Raw genomic sequence first — 17662 nt, 5'->3', positions numbered from 1 at the left:
GGCGCCAGTCAACGATCGTGACCGATAGGCGACATTCCGCTGCCCGTACGGCTGGTTTCGCTACTGCGCGCCCCGGATAACCGTCGGGGATCACTGTCCGGTCCCGCGAGTGTCGGACCGGTCACCACGCCTATGCCGTCCGGGTGACGGCCCACGTAGACTGGCACTCCTTAGCGACGAGTGCCAGCGGGAGGTGCGTATGGGTCTGGACGACCGCAAGCTCGAGGTATTGCGCGCCATCGTCGAGGACTACGTCTCGACGCAGGAGCCGGTCGGCAGCAAGGCACTGGTCGAACGGCACGCCCTCGGCGTCTCGCCGGCCACGGTCCGCAACGACATGGCCGTGCTGGAGGACGAGGGCTACATCCGGCAGCCGCACACCTCGGCGGGCCGGGTGCCCACCGACCGTGGCTACCGGCTGTTCGTCGACCGGCTGTCCCGGGTCAAGCCGCTCTCCCCGGCCGAGCGCCGGGCGATCGAGCGCTTCCTGGTCGGCGCCGTCGACCTCGACGACGTCGTGCACCGCGCGGTGCGGCTGCTCGCGCAGCTCACCCGACAGGTCGCCGTCGTGCAGTACCCGAGCCTGACCCGGTCGGCCGTACGCCACCTGGAGCTGGTCCCGGTCTCCACCACCCGGCTGCTGCTCGTCATGATCACCGACACCGGGCGGGTCGAGCAGCGGGTCGTGGAGCTGCCCGGCCCGGCCGAGCCGGAGGAGATCACCGACCTGCGCCGGACGCTGAACGCGACCCTGGTCGGCGTGAAGCTGGTGGACACCCCGCCACTGGTGCAGAGCCTGGTCGAGCGGGCCGAACCGCAGGCCAAGGCAACCATGAGCACGCTCGTCAGCGTCCTGCTGGAGACGCTGGTCGAGCGGCACGAGGAGCGCATCGCCCTGGCCGGCACGTCCAACCTGGCCCGCATGGGCCCGCTGGACCTGTCCACCGGTGCGCTGCGGCCGATCCTGGAGGCGCTGGAGGAGGAGGTCATCCTGCTCAAGCTCTTCGACGAGGTGAAGTCGGGGTCCGCCCTGGTGCGCATCGGCGACGAGAACGAGGTCGCCGACCTGCGCAGCACCTCCGTGGTCAGCACGGGCTACGGCCCGGGCACGACCGTCGTGGGCGGGATGGGCGTCGTGGGCCCGACCCGCATGGACTACCCCGGCACCATCGCCACCGTACGCGCGGTCGCGCGTTACCTCGGCGAGATGCTGGCACAGCACTGACCGTGATGAACCTGTTGTCGATGAACGAGGCTTGAGGACAGCGTGGCCAAGGACTACTACGGCATTCTCGGCGTTCCCAAGGACGCCGACGCCGACGACATCAAGCGGGCCTACCGCAAGCTCGCCCGCCAGTACCACCCGGACGTCAACCCGGACCCGGCCGCGGCGGAGAAGTTCAAGGACATCAACAACGCGTACGAGGTCCTCTCCGACGACCAGAAGCGGCGCATGGTCGACCTGGGCGGCGACCCGCTCGCGCCCGGCGGCGGGGGCGGCGGCGGCGCCGGAGCCGGCGGTCCGTTCGTCGGCTTCCAGGACATCATGGACGCCTTCTTCGGCGGCAGCGGCTCGCGCGGCCCGCGCCCGCGCACCCGGCCCGGCGCCGACGCGATCCTGCGGCTGGACCTCGACCTGTTCGAGACCGCGTTCGGGGTCGAGGCGCCGATCACCGTGGACACGGCGGTGCTGTGCACCACCTGCTCCGGTGCGGGCACCGCGGCGGGCACCCACCCGAAGACCTGCGACACCTGCGGCGGCCGCGGCGAGGTCCAGTCGGTGCAGCGCACCTTCCTGGGCCAGGTCGTCTCGTCCCGCCCCTGCGCGGCCTGCCAGGGCTTCGGCACCACCCTGCCGCACCCGTGCCCGACCTGCGCCGGTGACGGCCGCGTCCGCACCCGCCGCAGCCTCACCGTCAAGATCCCGGCGGGCGTCGAGGACGGCATGCGCATCCGCCTGGCCGGCCAGGGCGAGGTCGGCCCCGGCGGCGGCCCCTCCGGCGACCTCTACGTCGAGATCCACGAGCGCCCGCACGACGTCTACGCCCGCAAGGGCGACGACCTCCACTGCAAGGTGACGGTCCCGATGACGGCGGCCGCCCTGGGCACCCGCCTCACCATCAAGACCCTCGACAGCGAGGAGCAGCTGGAGGTCAAACCCGGCACCCAGCCCAACTCCACCCTCCGCATCCGCGGCAAGGGCGTCCCCCACCTGCGCGGTTCCGGCCGAGGCGACCTCTTCGTCCACCTCGACGTCCGCACCCCCACCCGCCTGGACGGCGACCAGGAACGCCTCCTGCGCGACTTCGCCCGCGCCCGCGGCGAGGAGGTCGCCGAGCTCTCCAAGCAGGGCGGCTTCTTCTCCCGCGTCCGCGACGCCTTCAACGGCCACTGAGGCCTTTCAACTGCGTCGATCATGAACTTATGGCACGGCTCGACGGCGTGTCGTGGCCATAAGTTCATGATCACCATCGGAGGGTGTGGCCGTGAGCGCGCCGTTGTTCCTGGTTGACCGGCTGCCGGACGGGCAGTCCTTCGTGCTGGACGGGCCGGAGGGGCACCATGCCGCCACCGTGCAGCGGTTGCGGGTGGGCGAGGCCGTGCTGCTCGGCGACGGGCGGGGCGGCGTCGCCACCGGGGTGGTGCGGTCCGTCGGCAAGGGCAGTCTCGACGTGGCGATAACCAGCCGGGGGTACGCCGACGCGCCCGACCCGCGCCTGACCGTGGCCCAGGGCATCGCCAAGGGCGACCGGGGCGAGCTGGCCGTGCAGGCGATGACCGAGGTCGGCGTCGACGAGATCCTGCCCTGGGCGGCCGCGCGCAGCGTGGCCCAGTGGCGTGGCGACCGGGGCGCCAAGGCCCGGGACAAGTGGGCCGCCGTCGCCCGCGAGGCCGCCAAGCAGGCCCGCCGCTCCTGGCTGCCCACGGTCGGCGGCGACCCGGACCTGTCCACTAAGCAGCTCGCCCAGCGGCTCGGCGCGGCGGCCGCGGCCTACGTCCTGCACGAGGAGGCGACGGACCGCCTCTCCCAGGTCGACCTGCCCGCCTCCGGCGAGATCGTCCTGATCGTCGGCCCCGAGGGCGGCATCGACGACCACGAGCTGGCCGCCTTCACCGCCGCCGGTGCGCGCCCGGTCCGCCTCGGCGACACCGTCCTGCGCACCTCCACCGCCGGCGTCGCCGCCCTCTCCCTCCTCGCCACCCGCCTCTCCCGCTGGTGACCGACCCCGCTCGGCCGCTCCCCGATCGCCCGGCTCGCCGGTGACCCGCGCGCGGGTCCGGCGGTCCTTGATCATCCGACTTGCCAGGCAATCGGGCGAAAGCGCGCTCAAGATACGCACGATTGCCAGGCAAGTCGGACGATCTTGAGTGCGAGGGGGTCAGCGGAGGTGGGAGGCGCCGTTGAGGTCGAGGACGGCGCCGGAGGCCCATTCGGCGGCGGGGTCGGCGAGCCAGAGGACGGCGGCGGCGACCTCCTCGGGGCGGGCGACGCGGTTGAACGGGCTCTGGGCGGCGTGCTGCTCGCCGCGGGGCGTCTTGTACGACGCGTTCGACGCGTCCTCCAGCACGTAGCCGGGGGCGACGGTGGTGACGGCGATGCCGTGCGGGGCGAGGGCGACCGCGAGGGACTGGCCCATCGCGTGCAGGCCCGCCTTGGCGGCACCGTACGCGGGCTGGCCGGGCTCGCCGCGGTAGGCGCCCCGGGAGCCGACGTTGACGATGCGCCCGGGCGGGGCGTCCGCGGGACGCGCCAGCATGTGCCGCACCGCGCAGAAGGTGACGTTGGCCGGGCCGGTCAGGTTGACGGCCAGCGTGCGCGCCCAGGTCTGCTGCCACTGCTCGTAGGAGACCCCGTCGATCGGGTGCGGGTACGCCTGCCCGGCGTTGTTGACCAGCACGTCGATCCCGCCCAGCGCCTCGGCGGCGGCGTCGACCATCGCGGCCGTCGCGTCCGGATCGGCCAGGTCCGCGCGTACCACCGCATGCCCTTCACCCGGCAGGCAGGCCAGCAGCGACGCGGCGAGGTCGGCGGAGTCCCGGTGGTGGATCGCGACGCGGTCGCCGTGGGCGGCGAACGCGGCGGCCACGGCGCGGCCGACCCCGCGCGACGCACCGGTCACCAACACTCTTCTCGGCAGTGGCATACCGGTGAGCCTACGATCTGTCTCGTGACCGAACCCGACTGCCTGTTCTGCCGCATCGTCGCGGGCGAGATCCCCGCGATCGTGGTCCGCGAGACGCCGAACACGATGGCCTTCCGCGACATCGCGCCGAAGGCGCCGACGCACGTGCTGGTCATCCCCAAGGAGCACTACGCCGACGTGGCGTCGCTGGCCACGGACGACCCGGCGCTCGCGGGGGAGGTGCTCGCGACCGTCGCCGACGTGGCGGCCGCGGAGGGCATCCTCGGTGACGGCTTCCGGGTGATCTTCAATACCGGCGCGCTGGTGGGCCAGACCGTGTTCCACGCGCACGCGCACGTGCTGGGCGGGGTCGCCATGGACGGGGAGCTCACCGGGTAGTCTCGCCCGCGTGGCTGATGTGAACGGCTCTCTGGAGCGCCTGGTCCGTACGGTGCAGGCGGAGGCCCGCGTGCCCGCGCTCAGCGTGGCGCTGCGCCGCGCGGACCGTCCGCTGTGGACGTTCCAGGTCGGCGGCTCCGGCAACCCGGCGGCGGAGCTGGACGCCGGCACCCCGTTCCGGATCGGTTCCATCACCAAGACCTTCACCGCCGTGCTCGTGCTGCAGTGCCGCGACGCTGGCCTGCTGGACCTCGACGACCAGGTCGGCGCCCACCTCAAGGTGCCCGCGCACGGCGGCCTGACCATCCGGCGGCTGCTGTCGCACACGGCCGGCCTGCAGCGCGAGCCGGTCGGCGACGTGTGGGACACGCTGACCCCGCCCGACCTGCCCGGCCTGCTCGACGACCTGGCCCGCACCGAGGCCGTGCACCCGCCCGCCCGCCGCTTCCACTACTCCAACCTCGGCTTCGCCCTGCTGGGCCACCTGGCCGCGCAGCGGCTCGGCGGCACCTGGTGGGAGCTGGTCGACGAGCGCATCTGCGCCCCGCTGGGCCTGACCAACACCACGTACGGGGCACCGGCGCACGCCGCCACCGGCTACCTCGTCGACGAGTACTCCGACCACGCCCGCCCCGAGCCGCCGACCGACTTCGGCGCCGTCGCCCCCGCCGCGCAGCTCTGGAGCACCGCCGCCGACCAGGCCCGCTGGGCGGCCTTCCTGGCCGACCCCGCGTCGGTCGACCCCCAGGGCCGCGTGCTGGCCGCCACCACCCTCGCCGAGGCCCGCTGGCCGCTCACCCCGCGCAACGACACCGTCTGGGGCTCCGGCTGGGGCCTGGGCCTCATGCTGTGGCCGCGCGAGGGCCGCGCCCTGCACGTCGGCCACAACGGCGCCATGCCCGGCTTCCTCGCCGCCGCCTGCGGCCGCCACGGCGGCCCCGGCAACCCCGGCGGCCTGGCAGCGGCCGTCCTCGCCTCCTCTGGCACCGCCGACGCCATCATCGACCTCCCACACCGCCTGATCGAGGAGTCCCTCGCCGAAGACCCCGCCGCCATCACCCCCTGGACCCCCGGCGAGCCCGCCCCCGAGCACCTGCGCGGCGTCCTCGGCCGCTGGTGGGGCGAGGGCTACGAGTACGTCTTCCGCTGGTCCGACGGCGCCCTCACCGCCCGCGGCGCCGACGACCCCGCCGACGCCCCACCCGCCGTCTTCGCCCCCGTCCCCGGCGAACCCGACGTCCTCCGCTCCATCTCCGGCCGCGAAATCGGCGAACGCCTCCGCCTGACCCGCACCGAAACCGGCGAAATCACCCGCCTCCACTGGGCCACCTACCGCTTCACCCGCCACCAGCAAACCTTCGACGGCACCTGGGCCTCCCTCCCCTAACCCTTCCCCGCACCCCCGCACCCCCGCACCCCCCGCGCCCCCGCGCCCCTCTCCCGCGTCGATCTTGCGCGAACTGTGGGTGCGACACGCGCTAACCGGGCAAAAGGGCAACAGTTCGCGCAAGATCGACGGGCCAGGGCGGGTCGCGGCGGGGGTGGGTTTGGGAGAACGCGCGGTATAACCACTGGCGGTGGAGTCGGTGTGCGCGACTACGATGGTGGGCAGCGGCGGGCGACCCGAGCCGGCCGGTGAGCTAGAGAGCGGGTGGCGGAAGGCCGGTCGGCCGTCTTATGAGCGTTGGTTCCTCTCCGAACGCGGTGCGTACGAAGATCACCGTGTCCGACCCGAGTGTCATGGTCCAGTTGCTGGGCACCGGCGATCGCGTGCTCAAGCTCATCGAGAAGGCCCTGTCCAGCGACATCCTGGTCCGGGGCAACGAGATCACCATCACCGGCCCGGCGGCCGAGAACGCGCTTGCCGAGCGCGTCTTCGGTGAGCTGCTGGAGCTGATCGAGAAGGGCGAGACGCTGACCGAGGACGCCGTCCGACGCACCGTCGGCATGCTTACCGATGAGAACACCACCGAGCGCCCGGCCGAGGTGCTCACCCTCAACATCCTCTCCCGGCGCGGGCGCACCATCCGCCCCAAGACGCTCGGGCAGAAGAAGTACGTCGACGCGATCGACGAGAACACGATCGTCTTCGGCATCGGCCCGGCGGGCACCGGCAAGACCTACCTGGCCATGGCCAAGGCGGTCCAGGCGCTGCAGGCCAAGCAGGTCACCCGGATCATCCTGACCCGGCCGGCGGTCGAGGCGGGGGAGCGGCTGGGCTTCCTGCCCGGCACCCTCAACGAGAAGATCGACCCGTACCTGCGCCCGCTGTACGACGCGCTGCACGACATGATGGACCCCGAGTCGATCCCGCGCCTGATGACGCAGGGCACGATCGAGGTGGCGCCGCTGGCGTACATGCGCGGCCGGACCCTCAACGACGCCTTCATCATCCTGGACGAGGCCCAGAACACCACGCCCGAGCAGATGAAGATGTTCCTGACCCGGCTCGGCTTCAACTCGAAGGTCGTGGTCACCGGCGACGTCACCCAGATCGACCTGCCCGGCGACCAGCGCAGCGGCCTGCGCGTCGTGCAGGAGATCCTGGACGGCCTGGAGGACGTGCACTTCTCGCGGCTCACCAGTGCCGATGTGGTGCGCCACCGGCTGGTCGGCGAGATCGTTGACGCATACGCCAAGTGGGACGAGAGCCAGCAGCGTGAGACGCTACCGGCGAACGTCCACCCCGTGCCGCGGCGCGGTGCGGGGCGGCGCCGCTGACGCGAGGGAATGAACTGTGTCTATCGAGATCGCCAACGAGTCCGGGTTCGACGTCGACGCCGACGCCATCGTGGCGGTGGCCCGGCACGCCCTGGTCCAGATGGGGGTGAACCCGCTCGCCGAGCTGTCGGTGCTGCTGGTCGACTCCGACTACATGGCGGAGCTGAACCACCGCTGGATGGACAAGGACGGCCCGACGGACGTGCTGGCCTTCCCGATGGACGAGGACACGATCGATCACGGCCCGTCGGAGTCCTCCGGCGGGCAGCCCTCGCTGCTCGGTGACATCGTGCTGTGCCCCGAGGTGGCCGCGGCCCAGGCGCTCCGGTACGGGAGCGCCGACCCGCGCATGCGCACCGGTGATAACGTGCCGGATGCGCCCGCTTCGGGGCTGCACGGTGACTACGGCACCGCGGATGAGCTGAGCATGCTCACCATCCACGGCGTGCTGCATCTGCTCGGCTATGACCACGCCGAGCCGGAGGAGGAGCGGGAGATGTTCGCCCTGCAGGGCAAACTCCTGGAGAGCTGGCAGGCTCGCGCGGCGGGCGGGGCGAGCGGATCATGAACCCTGCCCATACCGTCCCGGCCGCGTCCGGCGGGGCAGTGCGGTGAGCGAGCTGGGTGGTCTGCCCGACGCATCGCTGCTCTGGTCGGCAGCCGGTCTGGTGGTGCTCGCCGGCGTGTTCGCGATGGCCGAGTCGGCGCTGGCCGTAATCTCTCCCGCCCGCGCGGCGGAGCTGGCCCGCGAGGGCATGCGCGGCGCGGCCGCGCTGCAGGCGGTGGCGGCCGACGCGGTGCGCCACATCAACCTGCTCCTGCTGCTGCGGCTGCTGAGTGAGCTGACCGCGACCACGCTGGTGGCGCTGGTCGCGGTGGACACGTTCGGGCCCGGCTGGACCGCCGCGCTGGTCACCGCCGGCGCGATGACGGTCATCAGCTTCGTGGTGGTCGGCGTCGCGCCGCGCACCATCGGGCGCCAGCACGCGTACGAGGTGGGCCGCTACACCGCCCCCGTGCTGCGCTGGCTGGGCCGGGTGCTCGGCCCGCTGGCCAGCCTGCTGATCATCATCGGCAACGCGGTCACCCCCGGCAAGGGCTTCCGCGAGGGACCGTTCGCCAGCACCCAGGTGGAGCTGCGCGAGCTGGTCGACCTCGCCGAGCAGCGCGGCGTGGTGGAGCACGGCGAGCGCGAGATGATCCACTCGGTGTTCGCGCTGGGCGACACGATCGCCCGCGAGGTCATGGTCCCGCGTACCGAGATGGTCTGGGTCGAGTCGACCAAGGCCTCCGAACAGGCGCTGGCCCTGGCCCTGCGCTCGGGCTTCTCCCGGGTGCCGGTGATCGGCGAGTCGGTCGACGACGTGCTCGGCGTGGTGTACCTGAAGGATCTGGCCCGCCAGGTCCAGGAGGGCGGCGCGGCGACGCCGGTCGCGCACCTGATGCGGGTGGCCTCGTTCGTGCCGGAGTTCAAGCCGGTCGACGACCTGCTGTCGGAGATGCAGGCGGCCCGCACCCACCTGGCCATCGTCATCGACGAGTACGGCGGCACCGCCGGCCTGATCACGATCGAGGACATCCTCGAGGAGATCGTCGGCGAGATCACCGACGAGTACGACGTGGAGCGCCCGCCGGTGGAGCGCCTCGACGACGGCGCGGTCCGGGTGACCGGCCGGCTGCCCGTCGAGGACCTCGGCGAGCTGTTCGACGTCGAGCTGCCCGCCGACGAGGTGGAGACCGTGGCCGGCCTGCTGGCCCAGGCGCTCGGCCGGGTGCCGATCCCCGGCGCCCGGGTGTCGGTGGGCGGGCTGACCCTGGTCGCCGAGGGCACCACCGGCCGCCGCAACCACATCGACACGGTGCTGGTCACCCGCGACGAGCCCGCCGACGACACCACCCCCCAGGAAAGGCACATGGCCGATGTCTGAGCCGTCCGCGGAGACCGTCTCCGCCGAGGACCGCAAGCTGCTCACCATGGCCCGCTCGGCCCGCGCCCGGATCGGCGCGATCGAGGGCGCGGCGGTGCGCGACGGCGACGGCCGCACCTACACCGGGGTCAGCGTCAACCTGCCCTCGTTCTCGGTGTCGGCGCTGCGGCTGGCGGTCGCCTCGGCCGTCGCCGCCGGGGCGAGCACCCTGGAGGCGGCGCTGGTGGTCACCGAGGCCTCGATGGTCGACGCCGGTGACCTGGCCGCCGTCAGCGACGTGACAACGGGCATCCCGGTCTACCTGGCCACCCCCGACGGCACCATCGCCGCCACCGGCACCGCCTGAAAGGAAGGGCACCCTCTTAACGCTCTGCGTAGGGGAAGGTGCCCTTCTTAACCACTCTCGGGGCGAGCTGCGGTCGTTCGGGTGATGCGCGTGCTGTCGAGCGTTCGCCGCCATGCGGGGACGAATGAGTTGGGGCGCGGCGGCGCTGGCCCTGTGGGCGGCGGCTGATCCATCGGCGGTATGGGCGCACAGGTCGGTGCGTGGCTGGGCTGGCGGGTGCGGTGCGGCGCATCACGCCCGGGCGCCGCGGCATGCTGTTCGCAGGGCTGCTGGTCCGCCTCGTGGCTTGGGGGCATCGGCTGGTCGAGCGCACCGTGCCGGCTGCTGCGCTGCCGGGCTTCCGGGCGAAGATCGCGAGTTCGTGTCAGAACCTGCGGTCTGGCCACAGGTTGTGACACGAACTCGCGATCTACACCGGTTCCGGGCGGCCGCGCGGACGGGCTGCGCTCCGCCGAGGGTTAAGAAGGGCACCTTCTACTACGGATAGCGTTAAGAAGGTGCCCTTCCTTTCCTCAGAGGGGGCCGAGGTGGGTGAGGTGGCGGTCGACGACCGTCTTCACCGTCTCGGCGGGGTCGGTGTCCCAGATGGACTGGTTGAAGATCTCGACTTCGACGTGGCCGGTGTAGCCCGCCTGGCGGACCGCCTCGGTGATCGGGGCGAAGTCGATGTGCCCGTCGCCGACGTGCCCCCGGCCGAGCAGCATGTCCGCGGGCAGCGGCACCACCCAGTCGCAGACCTGGTACGCCGAGATCCGCCCCGCCGCGCGGGTGATCTGGCCGAACAGCTCCGGGTCCCACCACACGTGGTACGTGTCGACGACGACGCCGACCTCGTGCGGGGCGAACGGCTCGGCCAGGTCGAGCGCCTGCCCGAGGGTGGAGACCACCGCCCGGTCGGCGCAGAACATCGGGTGCAGCGGCTCGATGGCCAGCCGTACGCCGAGCCCGCTCGCGTACGGCACGAGTTGCTCCAGGGCGCGGGCGACGTTGGCCCGTGCCGCGGGCAGGTCCTTCGAGCCGGGCGCCAGCCCGCCGACGACCAGCACCAGCTCGGAGGTGCCGAGGTCGGCGGCCTCCTCGACCGCGCGCCGGTTGTCCGCCAGCGCCTCGGCGGTGAAGGTGGTGAAGAAGCCGCCCCGGCACAGGCTGGTCACCGTCAGCCCGTACCCGTCGAGCAGCCGGCGGGCGGCCTTCGCCCCGCCGGCCGTCTCCACGACGTCGCGCCACGGGCCGATGCCCGTGATGCCGTGCTCGGCGCAGAGCGAGGCGGCCTGCGCGAGAGTGGCCTTCTTGACGGTGGCGGTGTTGAGGGACAGCCTCATGCGGCGCCGTCCAGGTAGAGCGCGAGCCGGTGCGCGGCCAGGTCCGGGTCGGCGAGCACACCCGCCTCACCGGCGAGGCGGTGCAGTTCGAGCAGGTGGTCGCGGGAGCGGGAGGTCTCCTGCCCGCCGACCATCCGGAACCGCGCCTGGTGGCCGTTGAGCCAGGCCAGGAACACGATGCCGGTCTTGTAGTGGTACGTCGGAGCGCCGAAGATGTGCCGGGCCAGCGGCACGGTCGGGTCCAGGATGGCGCGGAACCCGGCGGCGTCGCCGCTGTCGAGCAGCTCCAGCGCCTTGGCGGCGGGGACCGCGATGGCGTCGAAGATGCCCAGCAGCGCGTCCGAGTAGCCGACTTCGTCACCGGCGATGAGCTGCGGGTAGTTGAAGTCGTCGCCAGTGTAGAGGCGGACCCCGTCGGGCAGCCGCCGCCGGATGGCGACCTCGCGGGCCTCGTCCAGCAGCGACACCTTGATGCCGTCGATCTTGGACGCGTTGGCGTGGATCAGCTCCAGCGCGCTCTCGGTCGCGTCGTCCAGGTCGGGCGCGCCCCAGTAACCCTTGAGCGCGGGGTCGAACATGTCGCCCAGCCAGTGCAGGATCACCGGCTGCTCGGCCTGCGCCAGCAGCTTGCCGTAGACGGCCTGGTAGTCGGCCGGGCCGGAGGCGGCGGCGGCGAGTGCCCGCGACGCCATGAGGATGACCTTCGCGCCCGCCTCCTGCACCACCTCCAGCTGCTCGGCGTACGCGGCCTCGATGCCGGCCAGCGAGTGCGCGCCGGGGGCGAGCTGGTCGGTGCCCGCGCCGCAGGCCAGGGTGCCGCCGACGGACCGCGCCTCGGCGCCGCTGCGCCGGATCAGCTCGGTGGTGGCGGCCCAGTCCAGGCCCATGCCGCGCTGCGCGGTGTCCATCGCGTCGGCGATCCCGAGGCCCAGCGACCACAGGTGGTGCCGGAACGCCATGGTGGCGTCCCAGTCGACGACCGCGGGGCGGCCGGGGCCGTTGTCGGCCGACGGGTCGGCGACGACATGGGCGGCCGCGTAGAAGACGCGCGAGCGGCCCGTGGCGCCCGTGCCGGCGCCGCCGGGCACGCTGCCCGCCGTGCTCACAGGTCACCGACCAGGATCTTGCGGCCCTCACGCGCCGACTGCAGGCCCAGCTCGGCCAGCTGCACGCCGCGGGCGCCCGCGTAGAGGTCGTGGCCGTACGGCGCGTCGGCGACCACGTGCGCCAGGAACTCCTCCCACTGGCGCTTGAAGCCGTTGTCGTACACGTCGTTCTCCGGCACCTCGGCCCACTGGTCGCGGAAGTCGTGGCTGACCGGCAGGTCCGGGTTCCACACCGGCTTCGGGGTCGACGCGCGGTGCTGCACGCGGCAGTTGCGCAGGCCGGCCACGGCGCTGCCCTCGGTGCCGTCCACGTGGAAGGTGACCAGCTCGGTGCGGTCGACGCGGGTGGTCCAGGAGCTGTTCACCGAGGCGATGATGCCGCCCTCCAGCTCCAGCACGGCGTACGCGGCGTCGTCGGCGGTCGCCGGGTAGGGCTGGCCGCGCTCGTCCCAGCGCTGCGGGATGTGCGTGGCGGCCTGCGCGTAGACCGAGCGGACCGGCGCGATCACGTGGTCCAGCACGTAACGCCAGTGCGGGAACATGTCGAGGATGATGCCGCCGCCGTCCTCGGTGCGGTAGTTCCAGCTCGGGCGCTGTGCGGCCTGCCAGTCGCCCTCGAACACCCAGTAGCCGAACTCCACGCGCACCGACAGGATGCGGCCGAAGAAGCCGGACTCGACCAGGCGGCGCAGCTTGAGCAGGCCGGGCAGGTAGAGCTTGTCGGCGACCACGCCGTGCTTGATCCCGGCGGCCTTGGCCTCGTTCGCCAGGGCGACGGCCTCGTCCAGCGTCTCGGCGGTCGGCTTCTCGGTGTAGATGTGCTTGCCGGCCGCGATGGCCTGGCGCAGCGCGGCGACGCGTGCCGTGGTCACCTGGGCGTCGAAGTAGATCTCGTTGCTCTCGTCGGCGAGAGCGGCGGCGAGGTCGGTGGTGTACCGGGTGAGGCCGTGCTGCTCGGCGAGCTGCTCCAGCTTCGCGGCGTTGCGGCCGACGAGGACCGGCTCGGGCCAGACGACGGTGCCGTCGGCGAGGGCGAGTCCGCCCTGCTCACGGATGGCGAGGATGGACCGCACCAGGTGCTGTCGGTATCCCATCCGGCCGGTGACACCGTTCATGACGATGCCGACTGATCTGCGGTCCATTGCTGACTCCACTTCGGTGCGATCGAAACGCCCGCCGTGCCGGTGAGGGCGGCACGGGGGCGTTTCGTCAGGAGAGGATCGGGTGGATGGTGGAAAGCGCTTTCCGCCGTCGAGGCGGTACCCTACGCCCATGCCTCGAACCTCGTCAACCAGAACCCCCGGCAGCGCGGTCACGCTGCAGCAGGTCGCCACGGCGGCTGGTGTATCGCTGGCGACCGCCTCCCGGGTGCTGCACGGCAGCGGGGGTCGCAGGGTCGCCGAGGCGCTCGCCGAGCGCGTCACCGCGGCCGCCGCCGAGCTGCGCTACGTCGCGCACGCCCCGGCGCAGTCGCTGGCCCGCTCGCGCAGCACCGTGGTGGGGGTGCTGGTGCACGACATCGCCGACCCGTACTTCGCCGCGATCGCGGCGGGGGCCATGGGCGTGGCCCGCGAGCACGACCTCATGGTGCTGGTGGCCAACACCTTCCGCGACCCGGCGCTGGAGCGCGACTACCTGGCCCGGCTGCGCGCGCAGCGGGCCCGCGCGGTGCTGCTGGCCGGTTCCGCGTTCGTCGGCGAGCCGTTCGCCGAGGAGGTGGCGGCGTTCGCCGACTCCGGCGGGCGCGTCGCCGCCATCGGCGGGCACGGCACCGGAATCGACACGGTCGAGCCCGACCACCACGGCGGCGGCCGCCTGATCGCCGAGCACCTGGTCGCCCTGGGCCACCGCGAGATCGGTGTGATCACGGGCCCGGCCGGGCTGGCCACGGTCGCGCAGCGGCTCGCCGGTTTCACCTCGGTGGTGGCCCGGCCGTACGTGGCCGCCGCCGACTTCACCCGCGAGGGGGGCCGCGCGGCCGCGCTCGAGCTGCTGCGCGCACACCCGAGGCTGACCGCGATCTTCGCGCTGAACGACCTCATGGCGGCCGGTGCGCTGGCCGCGCTGCGCGAGCTGGGCCGGCCGGTGCCCGAGCAGGTGTCGGTGGCCGGCTTCGACGACCTGCCGGTCGCCACCGACCTCACCCCGGGCCTCACCACGGTCCGCCTGGCGCTGTCCGACATCGGGGCGCAGGCGATGCGGCTGCTGCTCGACGACGAGCCGGGCGGCCGGACCGTGCCCGCCGCGGCCCAGCTGGTGGTACGCGAGAGCACCGCGCGGGCCGCTGGAGTGCACTGAACACCCGATTCTCCTAACTTTTCCGTTTAGTCCGGTTTGGTGGTGATTACGTCGGGTAGTCACTGGGCTGCGTCAAGCTCAGTGGAGGTATGCATGCGACGTCTCATGTCCCAGACCGCCTGGTCCCGCGCCCTCACCGCCTGCGGGGCGGCGGCGTTCGTCTTCGGCGCCGCCCTGGTGGCCGCCGGTGCCGGCCAGCCCGCGAAAGCCTGGGCGAACGCCCCGATCAGCATCAGCGCGGACACCCTCGGGGTCACCGCGGCGGACTTCGCCACCCGCGACTGCAGCCCGCTCTACGGCGGCGGCCCCCTGGCCGGCCAGGATGTATGGGTCTTCGACCTGCCCGGCGACCACATGGTCACCGGCGACTTCACCTCCGTCCAGGCGACGTTCACGGTGCCGGACGGCGGGGAGGTCACGGCGTCCGTTCCGGACGAGGGCGGCTCGATCGTGCTGGAGGAGACCAGCCGGGCCTGGATCGCCCTGCCCGCGGGCTGGACCCTGACCGGCGCCAAGGCCGAGGTGTCGGGCAGCGCCGAGTCGTTCACGCTGGCCCAGACCTGCCCGGCCGAGGGTGCGGGCGGTCCCGCCCCGGACCCGTCGGCCGCCCCGGACCCGTCCGGAGCCCCGATCGCCGACCCGTCGGCGCCGCCGGCCGAGCCGGATCCGTCAGGCTCGCCGGTGCCGGGCGCCTTCGCCTCGCCGGCCCCGCCGGTGGATCCCTCCGCCGCGCCAGCCCCGCCGGCGGACCCGATCGTGCCGCCGGCGGACCCGATCGTGCCGCCGGTGGACCCGTCGGCCGCGCCGGAGCCGCCCGTGGAGCCGATCGTGCCGCCCGTCGCGCCGGACCCGTCCGCAGCGCCGGAGCCGCCCGCGGACCCGTTCACGCCGCCCGTCGCGCCGGAACCGTCCAGTGAACCCATCGCGCCGTCAGCGGCTCCCGAGCCGCCGGTCGCCCCGTCGGCCGCGCCCGAGCCGCCGGTCGCGCCCTCGGAGGAGCCGCCGTCCCGGCCCGTCCGCCCTCAGCCGGTCGAGCCGCCGGCGAACCCGGGTCCGGCGGCGCCGCGTCCCGCCGCGGGGTGGCAGGGTGCGGCCGCCCTGGGCGCCGTATGGGACGACATCCTGGACGCGTTTCCCTGGTGACGGTGAGATCGTGCCTCGATGACGGGCGGCTGAGCGTGTCCCGGCCATGGCCGGGACACGGACGACCCCGAGTTCACGTGGACCCGTCCTGACCGGCGAAGGCCGGATCGGAGCGCCGTGATCGTGACGGCGCCGGCCCCGCAGCGGCGGGCCGGCGCCGTCACCTGTTTCAGGAGACGTTGCCCTGCTCTTCGGCGGCCGGGCTCAGGCGCTGCACCGCCGGGCCGGGCGGATAGGGGAACAGGCCGATGCGAGCGTGGTACTCCCGGGCCAGTTCGTCGGTGTCCGATCCGACGACCAGGCCCTGCGGGCAGTCGATGAAGGCGCGTACACCCTCACCCCGGCTGCGGGTCGGGTTCCAGTCCAGCGCACGGCCGGTCGCCGGGTCGAGCGCCGCGATGCCGGGGCGCTCCACCGCGCCGGGCCCCATCGTCTTGTGCCCGTAGGGGTTGTCCTGCCAGAGCTGGTGACCGCCGACGTAGACGGCCGATCCGGTCGCGGCGACGGCGTAGAGGGAGTGCCCGCCGGTGTGATTGATCCAGGTCGGCGTGTGCTCGCCGGCACCGGCCGTCTCGAATCGCGCCGCGGTGGTGCACGGCAGGCCGGGGCCGGAGTCGTGGCCGGTGGTCACGACGACGAAGTACGCGCCGTCGGGCGAGTGGTCGATACCACGTACGTAGCTGTCGAACCGGGAGTCGCACCGGTCCGCGCCGTAGAAGGCGGTGGACCAGCCGGTGACCACGGCCCGCGGCCCGGTCACGTCGAACTCCGCGAGCTGATGCCGCTCCCGCCCCTGGACCCGGGTGAAGTTGCCGATCACGACCAGCCGTGAACCGTCCGGCGACAGCGACATCGCCTCGGCCCGGGGCCGGTTGCCGACACCCTGCGCGAGCCCCGGCTCGAAGCCTTCGTCGAGCTGTCCCGACATGGCGTCGAGCCTGGCCAGCCCGGCCCGCGGCAAGCCGTGCACGGAGCGGTAGAAACCGCCGGCGTACAGGTCGGACCCGTGCACCGCGAGCGTCCGGACGTCGCCGTCGACGGGCGCGTAGAAGCTGCGGTGGAGCCGCCCGGTGGCCGGGTCCACCCGGGCCAGTGAGCGCCGCTGGCGACCGTTGACCAGGGTGAAGTCGCCGCCCAGGAGCAGGCTGCCGTCCGGGGCCTCGGCCAGGGCGTAGACCGGTCCGTCCAGGTCCACCGCCAGCGGCGTGAGCTGCCCGTCGGACAGCCGGAAGGCCATCAGGTTGCGGCGCCGGGAGGTTGCCTGGCGCAGCGCGTCGGTGGTGGCGGTGAACTCGCCGCCGACCACCACGGTGTCGCCGAGCAGGGCCATCGCCCACACCCGGCCGTCGGTGACGTGCGGGGTCCAGTCCACCGGGTCGGTGGAGACGATTCGCGGCGGTCGCGCGGCGGGCGCGGCGGGCGGCACCGGCGAGGGCGCCGCGGGAGGCATCGCGGGAGCCGCCGGGGGAGGCGCGGGAGGCCCGGTGGAAGGCACGGGAGCCGCAACGGAGGGTTCCGGAGCCGCGACGGCGGGCGGGGGCTCCGCTGCGGCCGGTCCGGCCAGCAGGACGGACGACATCAGAAGCGACACGCCGAGCACAGAACGCATGAATACATGATCGGTGTGATATGCGCCTGATGTGAAGAAATCGGGCGAAAAGCGAAAACTCGTTCGGGTTCACACTTCGCGGATCAGATCGGCGCTGAGAATCTTCCCCGCCAGCGCCGGCTCGGCGGTCATCAGCGGCACCCGCAGCACCGCCGCCAGCAGGCAGGCATGCGCCATGCCGAGAGTGCCCAGGAACCGCGCCAGCCCGCCCACGGCCGGGGCGTCGCCCGGATCCAGCGCGACGATCTCGACCTGCGGCAGCGTCCGGAAGACGTCCAGCATGGCCTCGTCGGCCCGGTCGGCCATCCAGTACGCCTCGCTCAGGCACAGCGCGGGCACCAGGGCGGTGTACCCGCGGTCCTCCAGTCCGGCCAGCGCGGCGCTCACCGTCATGCTGTCGGCCGCCACGTAGCGGCGGATCGCGCCGGTGTCCACGACGCGCCCGCGCGGCCTCACCGGGCCTTCCGCTGCAGCTGCGCCATGACGGCCTCGTAGTTGGCCTCCTGCTCGGCGATCCACTCCGGATCACCGCGCCGCTGCTCCTCCAGCTCCAGCTGGGCACGGAACTCGGCCATCAGCTCCGGCGGGATCTCCGGCAGGCCGAGCCGCCGCCTGGTCTCCAGGTACGTTTCGCGGGCCATGTGGCGAGGTTAACCCCGCCGCGCC

Annotated in this window: 18 protein-coding genes; 11 read left to right on the top strand and 7 right to left on the bottom strand. The window is 73.1% G+C overall.

All coding sequences use genetic code 11. From position 1 onward, the window contains the following. Nucleotides 1-199: 199 nt before the first annotated feature. From hrcA to Cba03nite_RS34220, 3 genes are all read left to right on the top strand, one after another. A complete protein-coding gene (gene hrcA, locus Cba03nite_RS34230) occupies nt 200-1225 on the top strand; it encodes a heat-inducible transcriptional repressor HrcA (protein WP_203755589.1) in 1026 nt (341 codons plus the stop codon). A 42-nt stretch (nt 1226-1267) separates the two neighbouring features. Then, nucleotides 1268-2395 carry a molecular chaperone DnaJ gene (dnaJ, locus tag Cba03nite_RS34225; protein WP_203755586.1) on the top strand — a complete coding sequence of 376 codons (1128 nt, stop codon included), beginning with the start codon at nt 1268-1270 and terminating at the stop codon, nt 2393-2395. Between the two features lie 91 nt (nt 2396-2486). After that, complete coding sequence (locus Cba03nite_RS34220) at nt 2487-3221, top strand: 16S rRNA (uracil(1498)-N(3))-methyltransferase (protein WP_203755583.1); 735 nt, start codon at nt 2487-2489, stop codon at nt 3219-3221. A 159-nt stretch (nt 3222-3380) separates the two neighbouring features. Here Cba03nite_RS34220 and Cba03nite_RS34215 read toward each other — a convergent pair whose 3' ends face one another. Continuing rightward, nucleotides 3381-4121, bottom strand: a complete 741-nt coding sequence (locus Cba03nite_RS34215) for an SDR family NAD(P)-dependent oxidoreductase (RefSeq protein ID WP_239126228.1) — start codon at nt 4119-4121, stop codon at nt 3381-3383. Nucleotides 4122-4169: 48 nt separating this feature from the next. On the opposite strand from Cba03nite_RS34215, the gene Cba03nite_RS34210 reads away from it, so the two are divergent. From Cba03nite_RS34210 to Cba03nite_RS34185, 6 genes are all read left to right on the top strand, one after another. Further along, a complete protein-coding gene (locus Cba03nite_RS34210) occupies nt 4170-4523 on the top strand; it encodes a histidine triad nucleotide-binding protein (protein WP_203755577.1) in 354 nt (117 codons plus the stop codon). A 10-nt stretch (nt 4524-4533) separates the two neighbouring features. After that, entirely contained in the window at nt 4534-5910 is a 1377-nt protein-coding gene (locus Cba03nite_RS34205) for a serine hydrolase domain-containing protein (RefSeq protein WP_203755574.1), read from the top strand. 290 nt (nt 5911-6200) lie between these two features. Next, a complete protein-coding gene (locus Cba03nite_RS34200; RefSeq protein WP_203755571.1) occupies nt 6201-7244 on the top strand; it encodes a PhoH family protein in 1044 nt (347 codons plus the stop codon). Between the two features lie 16 nt (nt 7245-7260). After that, nucleotides 7261-7812, top strand: a complete 552-nt coding sequence (ybeY, locus tag Cba03nite_RS34195) for an rRNA maturation RNase YbeY (RefSeq protein ID WP_203755568.1) — start codon at nt 7261-7263, stop codon at nt 7810-7812. 43 nt (nt 7813-7855) lie between these two features. Then, nucleotides 7856-9172, top strand: a complete 1317-nt coding sequence (locus Cba03nite_RS34190; RefSeq protein WP_308442774.1) for a hemolysin family protein — start codon at nt 7856-7858, stop codon at nt 9170-9172. Continuing rightward, nucleotides 9165-9518 (top strand): cytidine deaminase-like protein, encoded by a 354-nt coding sequence (locus Cba03nite_RS34185; protein ID WP_203755555.1) that lies wholly within the window; start codon nt 9165-9167, stop codon nt 9516-9518. The genes Cba03nite_RS34190 and Cba03nite_RS34185 overlap by 8 nt, the downstream gene beginning before the upstream one ends. Before the next feature lie 512 nt (nt 9519-10030). On the opposite strand, the gene Cba03nite_RS34180 is transcribed toward Cba03nite_RS34185, so the two are convergent. From Cba03nite_RS34180 to Cba03nite_RS34170, 3 genes are read right to left on the bottom strand one after another with little or no spacing between them, the layout of a single operon-like run. Then, nucleotides 10031-10840, bottom strand: coding sequence for a sugar phosphate isomerase/epimerase family protein (locus tag Cba03nite_RS34180; protein WP_203755553.1), 810 nt, complete (start codon nt 10838-10840; stop codon nt 10031-10033). Next, complete coding sequence (locus Cba03nite_RS34175) at nt 10837-11946, bottom strand: dihydrodipicolinate synthase family protein (protein WP_203755551.1); 1110 nt, start codon at nt 11944-11946, stop codon at nt 10837-10839. The genes Cba03nite_RS34180 and Cba03nite_RS34175 overlap by 4 nt, the downstream gene beginning before the upstream one ends. Next, nucleotides 11943-13088, bottom strand: a complete 1146-nt coding sequence (locus Cba03nite_RS34170; protein ID WP_203755549.1) for a Gfo/Idh/MocA family protein — start codon at nt 13086-13088, stop codon at nt 11943-11945. Before Cba03nite_RS34170 ends, Cba03nite_RS34175 begins: the two co-directional genes overlap by 4 nt. 130 nt (nt 13089-13218) lie before the next feature. Here Cba03nite_RS34170 and Cba03nite_RS34165 point away from each other — a divergent pair, with 130 nt between their 5' ends. Both Cba03nite_RS34165 and Cba03nite_RS34160 read left to right on the top strand, forming a co-directional pair. Beyond that, nucleotides 13219-14244 carry a LacI family DNA-binding transcriptional regulator gene (locus Cba03nite_RS34165; protein ID WP_203755547.1) on the top strand — a complete coding sequence of 342 codons (1026 nt, stop codon included), beginning with the start codon at nt 13219-13221 and terminating at the stop codon, nt 14242-14244. A 93-nt stretch (nt 14245-14337) separates the two neighbouring features. Then, on the top strand, nt 14338-15387 hold the full coding sequence (locus Cba03nite_RS34160; protein ID WP_203755545.1) for a hypothetical protein: 1050 nt from the start codon (nt 14338-14340) through the stop codon (nt 15385-15387). Between the two features lie 169 nt (nt 15388-15556). Here the strand turns inward: Cba03nite_RS34160 and Cba03nite_RS34155 are convergent, their stop codons facing one another. The 3 genes from Cba03nite_RS34155 to Cba03nite_RS34145 all read right to left on the bottom strand — a co-directional run bounded on the left by Cba03nite_RS34155 (nt 15557) and on the right by Cba03nite_RS34145 (nt 17637). Then, nucleotides 15557-16837 (bottom strand): WD40 repeat domain-containing protein, encoded by a 1281-nt coding sequence (locus tag Cba03nite_RS34155; protein ID WP_203755543.1) that lies wholly within the window; start codon nt 16835-16837, stop codon nt 15557-15559. 228 nt (nt 16838-17065) lie between these two features. Beyond that, nucleotides 17066-17452, bottom strand: coding sequence for a hypothetical protein (locus Cba03nite_RS34150; RefSeq protein ID WP_203755541.1), 387 nt, complete (start codon nt 17450-17452; stop codon nt 17066-17068). Next, nucleotides 17449-17637: a hypothetical protein gene (locus Cba03nite_RS34145; protein WP_203755538.1), complete on the bottom strand. Its 189-nt coding sequence runs from the start codon at nt 17635-17637 to the stop codon at nt 17449-17451. Before Cba03nite_RS34145 ends, Cba03nite_RS34150 begins: the two co-directional genes overlap by 4 nt. Between the last annotated feature and the right edge of the window lie 25 nt (nt 17638-17662).

The sequence above is a fragment of the Catellatospora bangladeshensis genome (genome assembly GCF_016862575.1).
Classification (GTDB): Bacteria; Actinomycetota; Actinomycetes; order Mycobacteriales; family Micromonosporaceae; genus Catellatospora; species Catellatospora bangladeshensis.
Note: the sequence above shows the minus strand (reverse complement) of the source record. Positions and strands in the feature narration are given on the sequence as shown.